12 protein-coding genes are annotated in these 13,862 nt (G+C 59.3%); 4 read left to right on the forward strand and 8 right to left on the reverse strand.

Going from position 1 to position 13,862, the window contains the following annotated elements; genetic code table 11:
• Positions 1-77: 77 nt before the first annotated feature.
• From JF535_RS13875 to JF535_RS13890, 4 genes are read right to left on the reverse strand one after another with little or no spacing between them, the layout of a single operon-like run.
• Positions 78-938, reverse strand: coding sequence for an SDR family NAD(P)-dependent oxidoreductase (locus JF535_RS13875; RefSeq protein WP_207003157.1), 861 nt, complete (start codon positions 936-938; stop codon positions 78-80).
• A complete protein-coding gene (locus tag JF535_RS13880) occupies positions 938-1,930 on the reverse strand; it encodes an SDR family oxidoreductase (protein ID WP_207003159.1) in 993 nt (330 codons plus the stop codon). Before JF535_RS13880 ends, JF535_RS13875 begins: the two co-directional genes overlap by 1 nt.
• A 41-nt stretch (positions 1,931-1,971) precedes the next feature.
• Positions 1,972-2,925, reverse strand: a complete 954-nt coding sequence (locus JF535_RS13885; RefSeq protein WP_242523831.1) for a bile acid:sodium symporter family protein — start codon at positions 2,923-2,925, stop codon at positions 1,972-1,974.
• 13 nt (positions 2,926-2,938) lie between these two features.
• Positions 2,939-4,285, reverse strand: a complete 1,347-nt coding sequence (locus JF535_RS13890; protein ID WP_207003161.1) for a flavin-containing monooxygenase — start codon at positions 4,283-4,285, stop codon at positions 2,939-2,941.
• Between the two features lie 172 nt (positions 4,286-4,457).
• Here JF535_RS13890 and JF535_RS13895 point away from each other — a divergent pair, with 172 nt between their 5' ends.
• The gene (locus tag JF535_RS13895) at positions 4,458-5,453 is read left to right on the forward strand and encodes an AraC family transcriptional regulator ligand-binding domain-containing protein (RefSeq protein ID WP_207003162.1); all 996 of its coding nucleotides are present in this window, start codon (positions 4,458-4,460) and stop codon (positions 5,451-5,453) included.
• Between the two features lies 1 nt (position 5,454).
• On the opposite strand, the gene JF535_RS13900 is transcribed toward JF535_RS13895, so the two are convergent.
• Positions 5,455-6,435, reverse strand: a complete 981-nt coding sequence (locus tag JF535_RS13900; RefSeq protein WP_340674200.1) for a heme-dependent oxidative N-demethylase family protein — start codon at positions 6,433-6,435, stop codon at positions 5,455-5,457.
• 36 nt (positions 6,436-6,471) lie between these two features.
• Complete coding sequence (locus JF535_RS13905; protein WP_207003166.1) at positions 6,472-6,999, reverse strand: hypothetical protein; 528 nt, start codon at positions 6,997-6,999, stop codon at positions 6,472-6,474.
• A gap of 313 nt (positions 7,000-7,312) precedes the next feature.
• Between JF535_RS13905 and JF535_RS13910 the strand changes: the two genes are divergently transcribed.
• The 3 genes from JF535_RS13910 to JF535_RS13920 all read left to right on the forward strand — a co-directional run bounded on the left by JF535_RS13910 (position 7,313) and on the right by JF535_RS13920 (position 11,437).
• A complete protein-coding gene (locus tag JF535_RS13910; RefSeq protein ID WP_207003168.1) occupies positions 7,313-7,888 on the forward strand; it encodes a lipid-binding SYLF domain-containing protein in 576 nt (191 codons plus the stop codon).
• A 571-nt stretch (positions 7,889-8,459) separates the two neighbouring features.
• Positions 8,460-9,590 carry a M14 family metallopeptidase gene (locus tag JF535_RS13915; protein WP_207003170.1) on the forward strand — a complete coding sequence of 377 codons (1,131 nt, stop codon included), beginning with the start codon at positions 8,460-8,462 and terminating at the stop codon, positions 9,588-9,590.
• Between the two features lie 38 nt (positions 9,591-9,628).
• Positions 9,629-11,437, forward strand: a complete 1,809-nt coding sequence (locus JF535_RS13920) for a M28 family metallopeptidase (protein WP_207003172.1) — start codon at positions 9,629-9,631, stop codon at positions 11,435-11,437.
• 101 nt (positions 11,438-11,538) lie between these two features.
• Here the strand turns inward: JF535_RS13920 and JF535_RS13925 are convergent, their stop codons facing one another.
• A complete protein-coding gene (locus JF535_RS13925) occupies positions 11,539-13,176 on the reverse strand; it encodes an AMP-binding protein (protein ID WP_207003174.1) in 1,638 nt (545 codons plus the stop codon).
• 321 nt (positions 13,177-13,497) lie between these two features.
• Positions 13,498-13,827, reverse strand: a complete 330-nt coding sequence (locus JF535_RS13930; RefSeq protein WP_207003176.1) for an SCP2 sterol-binding domain-containing protein — start codon at positions 13,825-13,827, stop codon at positions 13,498-13,500.
• Between the last annotated feature and the right edge of the window lie 35 nt (positions 13,828-13,862).

Below are 13,862 nucleotides of genomic sequence, written 5' to 3' on the forward strand. Positions count from 1 at the left end.
GCATGGCCACACTGAACGCGGCCGCGTTGCTTTACGGCTACGCGAGGATGACAACCCCAGAGGGGATATTGGAAGGATTATTGGCCGCCCTGCTCCGCCAGTTTGCGGCCCGCTTCAAGCTCTACGCGGAAGTTCTTCACCATCTGCCGCAGGAATAGACGCGGCGCGAGCCGGTAAAGCCAGGCGCCGAGCAGGCTTTTGTCTTTCGCAAACAGGCGTTCCTTGCCGGCGCTTTGTGCGGCCACAATACGCTCGGCCATCCAGTCTGCACTGCGCACAACGCCAATGGTGCTCTGCGCGTGCTGGGCACGCCCACCATTTCCGGAGAGCGCATTCGCATCGATGTTGGTCGCCACAAAGCTGGGGTAGACCATCAACACCCGTACTCCCTCCTCGCGCACCTCTTCGCGAAAGGTTTCGAAGTACTGGTGTAGTGCGCTTTTCGCCGCACAGTATCCCGCGCGCCCGAGCACAGGCATCCAGCCCGCCATGGAGCTGATATTGATCACACAACCTGCGGCCGCCCGCAACGGTGCCAGTAATCCCTGAGCCAGCTCGACCGGCGCGTGGTAGTCCACCGCCATAACCCGCCGAATAACTGCATTGGATGTCTGACACGCGAGGCTACGGTGGGTGATCCCCGCGTTATTGATCAGCAAGTCGACTGCCGCATAGCGCTCACGCAACTGTGTGCAGAGTTCCGCCACGGCCACCTCGCTGGACAGGTCTGCCACAAACACTTCGGCGTCGATATTCTCGCACTGCAGTTCATGGCGGCGAGCGGCCAACGCCTCGTCATCCACATCCACAAGGGCAAAGCGCAAACGGCAACCGCCACCATACGCCTTGATTAACGCGCTCACTAGCGCCCAGCCGAGCCCCCCGGCGGCACCGGTCACCACAAAGGTTTTCACGGTATCTTCCCGACGGGTGCCCATCAGTGCTGCCCTCCGGCCAGTGCTGGCTCGGCAAGAGTGACCTGTGCGGTGTCGGCGTCAACCGAAATACTCAGGGCCTCGCGGGCAAAGTAGGCAAAGGCCTCAGCGGACGTTTTCTGTGGTTGATAACCCAGCTCGGTCTTCAAGCGCGTATTCAGCAGCACAGGCCGATATTGCAGGAACATCAGTTGTGCCGGATGCACATTGCCAAGCCCCAGGTAGTAGCTCAGCCCCAGCAGGGCTTTCAGCAACCAAACCGGCGGGCGGCGCAGGGGCTTGCCCAGCAGCCGCGCGATTTCTGCCGGGGTCAGGGCACCGTCACCCGCCAGGTTGTAGATGCCGCTCGCACTGCGTTTGACACCGAATTCAATCGCACCAATGACATCCTGGTCCCATACGAAGACGAATGGGGAGTTGTAGCCACCGGGGTCCAGAATACTGCTGCCCGCAAACAGATCACTGATCTTGCTGTTGGTGGTCGCGCCAACAATGGAGCAGGGACGGAAGATGAGCTGCTGGAGCTGCGGATACTTCACGCGATAGTCGGCGAGCATCTCTTCCACCCGGCGCTTGTGATCCGAATATGCGAACTCTGGGTTACCGCGCAGCGAGTCCTGCTCGTCGAGCCAGGCCGGGTTGTCGGCATGGTAGCCATAGGCCGCGCCGCTGCTGGTCAAGGTGAGATGCTCGACGCCCGCGGCAATACAGGCATCGAGTACGTTGCGGGTGCCCTCGACGTCGATCCGGTATTCCCGCGCGCGGTCTCGCCCCGGGGAAACCACTGAAGCCAGGTGCACCACATGGGTGATCCGTTCCGCACGCATCAACTCCACCAGGGCGTCGTCACAGATATCCATGACAAATAGCGGGAATGGGGTGTCCTTGTGCTGAATATCCACGCCCACCACCGGCATCTGACCACTCAGTAGAGACCCGAGCTGGCCACCCACGTAGCCGGCGGCACCGGTAATCAAGACTCGTTGTTCACGCATTTTCACACTGCTCTTATTGTTTTACGGATCGTACACGAGGCCTAGCCGGAGTATTCACCGGCGTTCACACGCACCGCCACACGACGCTGGCTCAAATTCCAGCAGCCCGCCAGGCACAGGCCGGAAATCAGATGCCACACGCCCCAGAACCCGGCGATTACCAGCATCTCCCCCGCCTCGGGGTAGAAGGTGAAAAGAATCGCCAGTGCCAGCCCCGAATTCTGAATCCCGACCTCCATGGTCACCGCCCGACGATCCCCCTGCGGCAGACGCGCCGCGCGGCTGGCCAGGTCACCAATCAGGAAAGCAATGGCATTGTGGGCCACCACCAGTACCAGCACCGCGCCCGCGATTTGCAGTGCGGTGTGCCAGTGCTTGCTGAATGAAATCACCACGAACAGCAGGAACACCAGCAGCGACGCGGCTCGAAAAAACGGCTCGCTGCGCGCGGCAAAGCGCGGCCATCGTGCACCAGCAATCATGCCCAGCGCCATCGGCAGGGCCAGCACCAGCACCACCATCATCACCATATTTTCTGCCGGCAACGCAATCGCCTGCAGGGCTTCGCGTGTGTGGGGGTTCAGGCTTCCGTACAGGGCGAAATTAAACGGGGTCATAACGACCGCTGCCACACTGGAAACGGCCGTCATACTCACGGAGGTAGCCACATTGGCGCGCCCGATCCAGGTCATCACATTGGAAAAAGTACCCCCGGGACAACAGGAGACCAGAATCATCCCCAGAGCCAGGCCGGGGCTGATGTTCAGTGCCCAGGTAGCCAGACAGGTGATGGCAGGCAGTAACAAAAACTGTGCAACCAGCCCGGTGAGCGGCGCCACCGGGCGCCTGAAAACCCGCGCAAAGTCGGCTTTGCGGAGCCCCAGGGAGACGCCGAACATCATAAATGCCAGCACGGCATTCAAGGCGACGAGGGCGGCCGGGGACATTTGGAAACTGTCGATCGAAGCGATGACTACCGGGTTGGATACATTCATGGGCTGGGTGGCCTCAGCGAGTCACTGCGGCCGAACTGGATGAAAAGTGCTCAGTATCCGCAACAGGCAGGTCCCGGAGCAAGTCTTTGGTGTGACCGGCCAGTGCTTTCAAGTAGGTATCCTTGTGCACGTAGTACGCCATGCGCTCAAGCTTGAGGTAGTTCATTCCGCCGTCGGCGCGTTGAGCGGCCTCTACTTGCTTGGTCCGCTGGAGTTTGTGGGCAGACGCCGCGCCGCCGGCGAGCTGTCGAATGTACAGCGCCACCATCTCCGCTTGGCGGTTGCGCCCTTCCCAGCCGAGTCCGGCCGCTTCCACCATCCCCATCACAAACAGGTTGTCGTACTGCGGATGGAACACATTCAGGTACAGCCGCGGTGCAAAACCCTCCCAGTTCAGGTGCACGCGATCAATGAACGGATAGTGCAGCTTGTAGCCGGTCGCCATCAGGACCATGTCGTAGTCACCACTGGCACCATCGGTAAAAGTCACTCTGTTCCCTTCCACCTCGGCAACGTCGCTGCGCGCCTTGATATCCCCATGACCAATATGGTGCAGAATCAGGGAGTTGATCACCGGGTGTGACTCAAACATCTTGTAGTCTGGCTTGGGCAGGCCGTACTGTTCCGGAGAGCCGAGCATGAGCTTGGACAGCGCTGCACTGATACGCTGCTGCACAAACCGCGGCAGCTTGATGCGCCCACCCAGGGCATCCGTGGCCTGGCCGCCGATGAACTTTGGCAGAAAGTAGTAGCCGCGGCGCAGGCTGATATCGACACTCTTGGCACGGTGCACGGCATCCACAGCGATGTCGGCGCCACTGTTGCCACAGCCCACCAGCAAAACACGCTTGCCCTCGAAGATCGCCGGATCGCGGTAGTCGCGGGAGTGCAGTAACTCGCCGGCAAATGTACCGGGCAGCGACGGCATATTGGGGTGATGGAGGGTACCGTTGGCGATGAGCAGGCCGCCGAACTCCCGGGTCTGCTCTTCACCACCGCGGCGGGTTGTAATGTGCCACATGTCCCCCACGCGCTCGCAGTGAACCACTTCGGTCTCAAATTCGTAGTGGCGATAGAGGTCGAATTCACGGGCGTAGGCGCGGAAGTAATCGCGCATTTCGCTGTGATGTGGGAACAGCGCCACATCGTCACCCATGGGAAATTCGGCAAACTCCGTCATCTTCCTGGACGAGATCAGGTGCGCCGACTCGTACATGGTGCTGGTGGGGCTGTCGATATCCCACAGGCCACCCACATCGCTGTGGGTTTCAAATCCGACACAGGGGATCCCATGTTTGGCCAGATTGCGTACACTGCACAGCCCCATGGGGCCGGCACCGATCACAGCGAAAGGCTTCATTATTCTTCTCCGGGCTTCTCTCTCAGCACACTGCCCGATACTCAAGCAGTGGCCAGGCGCGCTCTTTTAACATCGGCCTGTTGCCAATAGGTATTGGCGATCAATATAACGTGACATTCAGGGGCGCCGTCGTCATAATCGGGCAGCATCTGGTTAATTGCGGACAGACCTAGTGAACACGAGAGACAGCAGAAGCGTAACTTTAAGCTATACACGCGCAATTATAAGCGCTCTGGAAAGGCTACAGCTAAAACTCCCCGCTGAGGCCGAAGCGCTTCTGGCCGACATTAACGAGGAAGAGCGCGTCCCAATGCAGGTCCAGGAGGCGATCTGGCTCGCCGTCCAGGCTGCGCATCCCGACCCGCTGCTGGGCATCCGGCTCGGCCAGGCCATGCAGGGCAGCCAGATGGGCCTGGTGGGCTACCTGCTGATGACACAGAAAAACCTGGGTGCCGCGCTCGACCAGCTGCTCATCTACCACCCACTGCTGGGTGAAGGCGGCCAGTTTGAAATGCGCCGCGGCAGCTTCTACGTGGATTTCTGTTACCGCCCGAATTACCTGCGCTGCGCGCGCCTGCGGGTGGAAACCGTGCTTTCCATTTGCCTGGCCCAGGCCCGGGCCATGACCGGCCGGCACTTCCAACCCCAGAGTGTCCAGTTTGCCTACCCCACCCCTTCGCTGGCGGTACAGCAACAGTACCAGCAGCTGCTGCAGGCCCCGGTACAGTTCAACGCGGAATTCTCCGGTATTCGCCTGCGCCCGCAGGACCTGGAGATTCCGCTGGTGGCCGCCGATCGTCAGGTGATGGCCCGCCTCAAGCCAGAAGCAGACGCGCTGCTGAAGGCGCTGACCAGCAAAAGCCTGCAACTGCGCGTGGCGCACTTGCTGCAACAGGAGCCGCAGCTTAGCCGCGAGCAGGTCGCCGCAAGGCTTTGTATCAGCCCGCGCCACCTCGGGCGCAAACTGCTGGAAGAGGACGCCAGCTTCAGGGCCATTCAGGACGAAGTGCGCAGCCACTATGCCTGCCAGTGGCTGCGAGAAGGCGAAAAAACCAACGTGGATATAGCCGCGGCACTGGGCTATTGCGACGAGAGCGCCTTCGGCAAGGCGTTCCGGCGCTGGACCGGGCTGTCACCCAAAGCCTTCAAGGCAGAACGATCGGCATGACTCAAGACGGCGCCAGATGTGCGGCGAAAAATGCCTCCAGCTGGTGCCGGAATGGTGCAATGGACTTGTAGCGCGACTCTTCAGGCGACATGGAGGCGACTGCCGCCTGCAGTTGCCGGAGCGCACCCGGCACTCCCAGCAAGTCCTCGAGCGGATTAATCATCACGCGGATGGAGAACACCACCGCACCGGTTTGCGGCAGGCGCCGCAGAGACTGCCGTTCGACCCGCAGGAACAGGCTCTTTTCGACCTCTCGCCTATCCTCGTCCCTATTCTCCTCCCTATCCTCATCCTCCTCGCTGTCCGCCTCACTGCCCTCCCCTCGATGCAGCAGTTCCGCCGAGTCCACCACCGACCAGTTACCGCGCCACACGGGAAACTCCGGCAACAGGTGATCGAAGAAGCGCGCGACCTGGGCACCGATTTTTTCTGCAAAACCCGGTACCGGCCGGTGAATTTCCGCCAACGGCTGGCCGATTTTCTCCTCCAGCCGCCAGTAACTGGGCGCGGCCAGAGAAGCTGCAACCAGTGTATAACCGTGCTCACCGGGCATCAGCAGGCAAAGATCATCCGCCACCCATAGGCTCGCATTCCACAGCGGTTCATCGCTCCCCATGGCGGCCGCCGGGCCACCCCAGCGGAGACAATCCGCCCTGTGCTGCCACGCAAGACCGCCGCTCGACTCAAAATGGTACGCCGGGTGATGTTGCCGAAGATGCTGCGCCAACAGCGCAACCAGTTCCCGCTGCGCCGGCAAAGACGACGGCAGCTGCGCAAATACCCTGTCCCCCAGCCTGCGCCGGGCACTCAGTTTGTTGTGATGGTAGTGGGGCAAACGGGGGCAGTCCTGGAGCCAGAGGTCCGGGGAAAGCCGGTTCAGCCCCATATGCACAATGCGAGGGTCCCGTAGGAACGGGAGCACCCTGACGGGAGAAAGGAGGTCCTGGGCGTAGCGGCGGTGATCCCGGCCCGCTACCCCCATAGAGGCGAATTGCGCCCCAAGCAATACAGCCACCCGCTAGCGGGCCACCGTAGCCTGCTGAGCAGCGCGCGCCTGATTCAGCGCAGCCAGGTCCTGCAGCCATACAATGTCAGCGGCAACCACCGGCTGCCCCGTGAGCGCGCCCAGAGCTGCACCCACCTGCTCGAGGTTGGTCGCTTCCGTACCGCCGGTCACGGCATCGAGGGGCAGCTCGACCCACGCCTGGCCACTCTGATCCACTACCGGCTTGCCGTTGTCCATCAGGCGCGCCAGCTTGCCGTTATCATCATCCTGGCCCACTGCGCTGATGTGGCGATCAATGGCGGAAGAACCGCCCGCCGGCAGGTAGATGGTGCCGTTGGTAAAGTCCACCGCAAAGGCAACCACCCCTGGCAAGATACCGAACAGCAACCCGGCACCGTTCAGAATAACCACCACCGGATCAACCCGACCGCCGGTCTGCCCTTTCCGCTCCGGGTATAAAAAGTAACCGCAGGCGGTAAGATTCAGCATCAGGGTCAAAAGACAGGAAGCAGCAATGCCGCGCTTGATCGATTTATTCATGGATATTCGTTCCTGAAAGATAAGTTCACCACAGAGTTCAGGCTCGGAAGAATACCGATTTGTCTGCCCCCCCGAAAGTGGCGCCCATCGTATCTTTGTGCGCCAGGTCGCAGGCACACCGTTACTTCGCCGGTATTCTGGTCACAACCGTCGCAAAAAGCAGGTAGCTCCTGGCCATCACGGGCCAGAGTGTGCGAAATGACCACCTGATCAAGGCTTCAATAACAACCAATAAGACTGCAACAACCAACAAGACCGCGCCGATCAGGGCAGCCCCCATAACGGCCCTGCGGACACCAACGGAGACAACACCATGCGCCCCCACTTTCGATACTCCACCCTGCTGGTTCTGCTCACGCAGGTATTCCTGCTGGCCGCCTGTGCGGCACCCGGCCAGACCCGTGACGAGCAGCGCCAACACATCCAGCAAACCGAACGCGAAGTACTCGATGCGCTGTATCGACTGAAACCCGACCTGCGCAGCGACGTCGCCAAGGCACCGGGTTACGCAGTATTCAGCAACGTAAACGTCAACCTGTTACTGGCCAGCGCGTCCACCGGCTACGGTGTCGCGGTGAGTGGATCCGGTGAACGCACCTACATGAAAATGGGCGAGGTCGGTGTTGGCCTCGGCTTCGGAGTTAAAGATTTCCGCGCCCTGTTTGTCTTCGACTCACCAGCGGTCATGAATCGCTTTGTGGAACACGGCTGGTCCTTCGGTGGCCACGCAGATGCCGCTGCCAAGGCCCAGGACAAGGGTATGGCCGTTGGTGGCGAGGTTGTCGCGGATGGCATGCGGGTGTATCAACTGACCGAGAGCGGCATCGCACTGCAAGCCACACTCAAGGGCACCAAGTACTGGAAAGACAGTGCGCTGAACTTCGATTAAAACCAGACGCTTGCCCGCCGGCTGCAAAGTGCTCCGCAAGCTGATCAAAAGTTAACCAATCGTGCGCCAACTTTTGCCTCCGGCACGACGACGTGAACAGAGCCTGCCTAAACTTTAGACAGCACCTGCTGAGGAATGTCAGGGAGCAGTACAACGTTTCTGATGGTGCGGTTGTGGTTCGTACCGCGCATTGACCGGGCAGTGAGAAGTCGTCATTGGTCTGACGCCAGAAATTTCAAGGAGCAGTAGTCTCAGCAGGTGCCGCCATGGATTGGCAGGGGCGCGGTGTTCGCAAGAGCACCGCGCCTTTTTTATCTGTGGGCCTTTATTTTCACGCCGCCACTGTTAGTGCTCGTTAAGTCGCCATAAAAATATCTGGATACTTCGCTGTTTCAATATTTTGTTCTCACAAACAAAAGCGCGACAGGTATTTCCTCCAAGCTATCCCGGGCTATCCTGAACGTTTGATTCGAATCCGTATCCTGCAGCATTATGCAAATCAAACCGTTGGATACGATAACTCTATCTGACGTGAACCCCTTTTCGTCCACGACCAATGCGGAGCATACGCATGCACATCAGCAGCGCTTTCGACAGCGGCAATATCAAAGTCATCGACAAGAACAGCAGCCCCATCGAGCTCGCCATCCGGATCGACAACCAATCGGATTTCTACCAGTGGTTCCACTTTCGCCTCGAGGGTGAAGTCGGCAAAGAGTACGCCCTGCGTATCGGCAATGCGGGCAAGGCGGCCTACCCCGAGGGCTGGGAAAACTATCGACTCTGCGCTTCCTACGACCGCCACCACTGGTTCCGCATCGATACCCAGTACGATGGCAAAACGCTCGATTTCTCGGTTTCCCTCGAACAGCCCGCCATCTACCTGGCCTATTTCGCGCCCTACTCCTGGGAGCGGCACCTGGACCTGATTGCCTGGGCGCAGTCGGACGAGCGCGTACAAGCAGAAACCCTGGGCCTGACACTGGATAGACGGGAAATGACATTGCTGACCGTCGGCAATCCGCAAACGGCCAAACACAAAGTATGGATGATCGCCCGCCAGCACCCCGGCGAAACCATGGCCGAATGGTTTGTCGAGGGTTTCCTGGAAACCCTGCTGGACGAGTCCAACGCCGCCGCCATGCAGCTGCTGCAGGACACGGTGTTTTACGTTGTTCCAAATATGAACCCGGACGGCAGCGTACGCGGACACCTGCGCACCAATGCCGCCGGCGCCAACCTCAACCGGGAATGGCAGTCACCGAGCATGGAACGCAGCCCCGAGGTCTACCTGGTGCGCGAGCGCATGCTCGCCACTGGCGGAGATATGTTCCTCGACATCCATGGTGACGAAGCCCTTCCATTCAACTTTGTCGCCGCCTGCGAGGGCATCCCCGGCTATGACGACCAGCACGCTGCACTGGAAGACACCTTCAAACAGGCTTTCGAGCAGATCAGCCCGGACTTCCAGACCGAGCGCGGCTACCCCCTGGACAAGCCCGGTGAAGCCAACATGACCGTCGGCACCAACTGGTGCGGCCACCAGTTCCGCACCCTGGCGCTCACCCTGGAAATGCCCTTCAAGGACAATGACAACCTCCCGGATCCTCTGGAAGGCTGGTCGCCAGCGCGCTGCCGCACCTTGGCCCGGGATATGCTCTTCCCGATCCGCCAGACCCTGGCGTTTATGGACAACAAATAACACCAATCCCTTTCCTATAACCAGAAAAAGGAATCTTTATGCACACCCCCGATCATTGGCGGCGCCTGGCGCTGCCACTGGCCCTCGCCGGACTGACCGCGATTGCCGCCTGCAGCAAAGACGGTGCCAGCCCCAGTGCGGACAGCACTGCACCGGAGTCCCAGAATGCACCGGCAGAGGAACGTCAGCTTCCGGCGGCAAAAGACGCCTCTGGCGCAAACGCGACGGCCGAGCCGACACTCAGCGACGCCGACAAGACTGAGGTCGCGGAAATCGCCCGAGACCTGCACAAGCACATCGCCGTACTTGCGTCCGATCAATTTGAAGGCCGTGCGCCCGCCACCAAAGGTGAGGAGCTGACGGTCAACTACCTGGCCGACGAGTTCAAGAAACTCGGCCTGAAGCCCGGTGCAGTGGATGCCGATGGCAACCCAAGCTGGTTCCAGGACGTGCCTGTGGTCGAAATGCAGATCGAAAGCACCCCGATGGAAATCCGCGGCGAGGGTTTTGAACAGTCCCTGCAACCGCTCACCGATATGGTCGCCTTTACCCAGCGCCAGACACCACAGAGCCAGCTAAAAGACAGCCCGCTCGTGTTTGTGGGTTACGGTATCGTCGCCCCGGAAAATAACTGGAACGATTACGCCGGCCTGGATATGCAGGGCAAAACCGCCGTGATTCTTGTCAACGACCCGGGCTACGCCACTCAGGACAAAAACCTGTTCAACGGCAACGCCATGACCTACTACGGCCGCTGGAGCTACAAGTTTGAAGAGGCCGCACGCCAGGGCGCTGCCGGTGCCATCATTATTCATGAGACCGGCGCTGCCGGGTATCCGTGGGAAGTGGTGAGCGGCAGCTGGTCCGGCGCTCAAATCAGCCTCGAGTCTGAAGACAAGAACGCCGACCGCGTTGCGGTGGAGTCCTGGATGACCAGCGATGTGGCCAAGTCGCTGTTTACTGCCGCTGGTCTGGATCTGGCGAAAGAGATGGACGCAGCGAAACAGCAGGGCTTCCAGCCGAAGCCACTGAACCTTACCGCATCCGTGGACCTGAAAAGCGAAGTCCGCACGTCCAACTCACGTAATGTGATCGCCAAAGTCGAAGGTACTACCCACCCGGATGAAGCGATCATCTACACCGCCCACTGGGACCATCTCGGTGTCAACGACCACGCAGAGGGGCAGGACCACATCTTCAACGGTGCGGTTGACAATGCCACCGGCACCGCCGGCCTGCTGGCCATGGCACACCAGGTTGCCAAAATGGATAAGGCTCCACAGCGCTCCCTGCTGTTTGTCGCCGTGACAGCTGAGGAGTCCGGCCTGCTCGGCTCGAAATACTATGCCGCCAACCCGGTGGTTCCGCTGGAAAATACCGTGGCCGGGATCAACTTTGATGCCATGGGTGTTCTCGGGCCCATGCGCGATGTCATCGTCGTGGGATACGGCAACAGTGAGCTGGAGAAAATACTGGAAGATGTCGCCAGTACCCAGGGGCGCTATCTGGCACCGGAGGATCATCCGGAGCGCGGTTATTTCTACCGCTCGGATCACTTCAGCCTGGCGAAAAAGGGCGTACCCATGCTCTATTTCAGATCCGGCACCGACAGCTTTGAACACGGCCGCGAATGGGCCAAGAAGAAAGCCGACGTCTACACCGCCGATCACTACCACAAGCCGGGGGACGAATATGACCCCGAGTGGAACCTGGAAGGCGCTGCACTGGACCTGGCCCTGGGCCTCGACATCGGCCTGGCACTGGCCAACAGCCGCGACTGGCCGAACTGGTACAAGGGCAACGAGTTTCGGGCGATTCGCGACAAGAGCGCGGATAGCCGGAACTGATTAGCCTGAAACAGTTAATCAACACGCACAAAAAAACCCGCTGCAAGCAGCGGGTTTTTTTTGACGCCCAGTTAACCAAATCGGGCGGGGGCGCTACCGTCTCAGGCAGCGGTCACCTCTTCAATTTTTTTCAACTCTTCATCGCGCAGTTCACGCCGCAGGATCTTGCCCACATTGGTCTTGGGTAGATCTTCACGGAACTCGATGTTTCTCGGTACTTTGTACGCAGTCATGTTTTCCCGGCAGTAGGCAATGACTTCGTCTTCGGTCAGGGACGCATCGGTCTTGACCACGAACAGTTTCACCGCTTCACCGCTGCGCTCATCCGGAATACCCACGGCGGCGGCTTCGGCGACCTTGGGATGCGCGGCTACAATATCTTCAATTTCGTTGGGGTACACATTAAAGCCGGAGACGATAATCATGTCCTTCTTGCGGTCGACAATTTTGATGTAACCGTCATCCTGAATCACCGCCATGTCACCGGTTTTCAGCCAGCCCTCGGCGTCGATGGTTTCTTCCGTCGCTTCCGGACGCTCCCAGTACCCTTTCATTACCTGTGGGCCGCGCACACAGAGCTCGCCCGGGGTATTATTGGGCAGGTCATTGCCATTCTCGTCAATCACCTTTACTTCGGTGCCGGGTACTGCCACACCTACGGTACCAAGCTGCACAGCATCCGCCGGGTTGAACGACACTACCGGCGAGGTCTCGGTCATGCCGTAACCTTCGGTCACCACACAGCCGGTCATTTTTTCCCAGCGCTCTGCAGTTGCACGGGTCAATGCCATACCGCCCGAACAGGTGGTATGCAGTTTACTGAAATCCAGGTCGGCAAAATCCGGGCAGCGCATCAGGCCATTGAACAGGGTATTCAGACCGCAGAAACCGGTGAATCGTTTACCCTTCAGGGTTTTCACAAAACCCGGAATATCCCGAGGATTCGGAATCAGCAATGAGTGGTTGCCGGTGGTGAACAGGCACATGCAGTGAATGGTAAATGCATAAATGTGATACAGCGGCAGGGGCGCCACATAGTACTCTTCACCTTCCTTCATGGAGTCACCGAGCGCCTCGCGTACCTGCTCCATGTTCGCAACCAGGTTGCGGTTGGTCAGCATGGCGCCCTTGGCAACACCCGTGGTACCGCCGGTGTACTGCAATACCGCGATGTCGTCTGGGGTGCGCTGAACGTCCCGATGCTGCTGTGCCGCTCCGGCAGACATGGCATCGCGGAAATTGACACGATTGGTGAAGCTGAACTCCGGCACCATCTTTTTGACGTACTTGGCGACACTGTTAATCAGGACGCGCTTGAGCGGCGGGTGCAGGTCGGCAATCTCAGACACAATTACCTGCTCGACGCCCGTTTCCGGAATGACCTCTGACGCCACATCGGCAATGTTCGCCAACACAACCAGCGCCTTGGCACCGGAATCGTTCAGCTGGTGCTTCAGCTCGCGCTTGGTGTACAGGGGATTGGTATTGACCACAGTAAGACCGGCACGCAGGGCACCGAACACAACAACCGGGTACTGCAGTACGTTTGGCAGTTGCACCGCGATGCGGTCACCCGGCTTAAGGCTTGTCTTGTGTTGCAGGTAGGAGGCAAAGTTGGCGCTGAGCCGGTCAATATCACCGACACTCAATGTATGCCCAAGACAGGTAAAGGCCGGTCGATCGGCGTATTTAGCCGTAGCGGTGGAAAACACGTCAAGAATGCTGCGTTCGATGTCCAACTTATTTCTCCCAATATGTTGTTTTTTTGGTGCTATCCGCCTTGTACGGTGCGCGCCTTTCCCGGGATTATCAATCAGGTTCCAGAGCGAAGATACCACGAGATGCGCATTCATTGCCGCGAGGAATCGGCCGTGCTCAACGTCTTTGCGGTACTCAAGTCTCTATATAGACGAAATCTTCAGGAGAAGCCCCATTCGGGCAGATAATTATTGTAAGTTTTAGTAGTTATTTGGTGAATGTGGCCGGGAGGATACAATGCGCGCCGCGCGCTCCAGTCATCGCAAGGATTTACTCCCAGCGGGCTTCCACAGCCCTTTTAGCTACGACCGCGCGGAAAACAGGTCCGCCAGTGCCGCCGCCAGCTCCCGGTTGCCGGTGTAGCGGATATCCCCCAGCAGAAACGCGTGACGCGCGCTTAACTGCCCGTGGGTAATGTCTTTCAGCGTGTGATAAGACATTTCCAGCTCCAGATCGGCATCCGCAATCAGGCCAGATACCTGCTCGGCGGCAACCGCATTCGCAGCTTCGCTGCCCTTCTGTACCTGCAGGTAAAAATCGCTGCCGTCTGGCAATCGAAACTGTACCCGAGCGGTATTGGGCAAACAAGTCAGCTGCTGCAGCCGCTCAATGATGTGCACGGGTAGTTGCATCGGAGCTCCAGATAAAACACGCCCCGCTTTTGCCG

The organism is Microbulbifer salipaludis (genome assembly GCF_017303155.1).
Lineage (GTDB): Bacteria > Pseudomonadota > Gammaproteobacteria > Pseudomonadales > Cellvibrionaceae > Microbulbifer > Microbulbifer salipaludis.

Excerpts from the sequence above, each read along its gene's own strand:
- JF535_RS13910 (WP_207003168.1), top strand. The coding sequence starts at position 7,313 with ATGCGCCCCCACTTTCGATACTCCACCCTGCTGGTTCTGCTCACGCAG.
- JF535_RS13930 (WP_207003176.1), bottom strand. The coding sequence starts at position 13,827 with ATGCAACTACCCGTGCACATCATTGAGCGGCTGCAGCAGCTGACTTGT.
- JF535_RS13880 (WP_207003159.1), bottom strand. The coding sequence starts at position 1,930 with ATGCGTGAACAACGAGTCTTGATTACCGGTGCCGCCGGCTACGTGGGT.
- JF535_RS13915 (WP_207003170.1), top strand. The coding sequence starts at position 8,460 with ATGCACATCAGCAGCGCTTTCGACAGCGGCAATATCAAAGTCATCGAC.
- JF535_RS13905 (WP_207003166.1), bottom strand. The coding sequence starts at position 6,999 with ATGAATAAATCGATCAAGCGCGGCATTGCTGCTTCCTGTCTTTTGACC.
- JF535_RS13885 (WP_242523831.1), bottom strand. The coding sequence starts at position 2,925 with ATGAATGTATCCAACCCGGTAGTCATCGCTTCGATCGACAGTTTCCAA.
- JF535_RS13900 (WP_340674200.1), bottom strand. The coding sequence starts at position 6,435 with ATGGGGGTAGCGGGCCGGGATCACCGCCGCTACGCCCAGGACCTCCTT.
- JF535_RS13875 (WP_207003157.1), bottom strand. The coding sequence starts at position 938 with ATGGGCACCCGTCGGGAAGATACCGTGAAAACCTTTGTGGTGACCGGT.
- JF535_RS13920 (WP_207003172.1), top strand. The coding sequence starts at position 9,629 with ATGCACACCCCCGATCATTGGCGGCGCCTGGCGCTGCCACTGGCCCTC.
- JF535_RS13890 (WP_207003161.1), bottom strand. The coding sequence starts at position 4,285 with ATGAAGCCTTTCGCTGTGATCGGTGCCGGCCCCATGGGGCTGTGCAGT.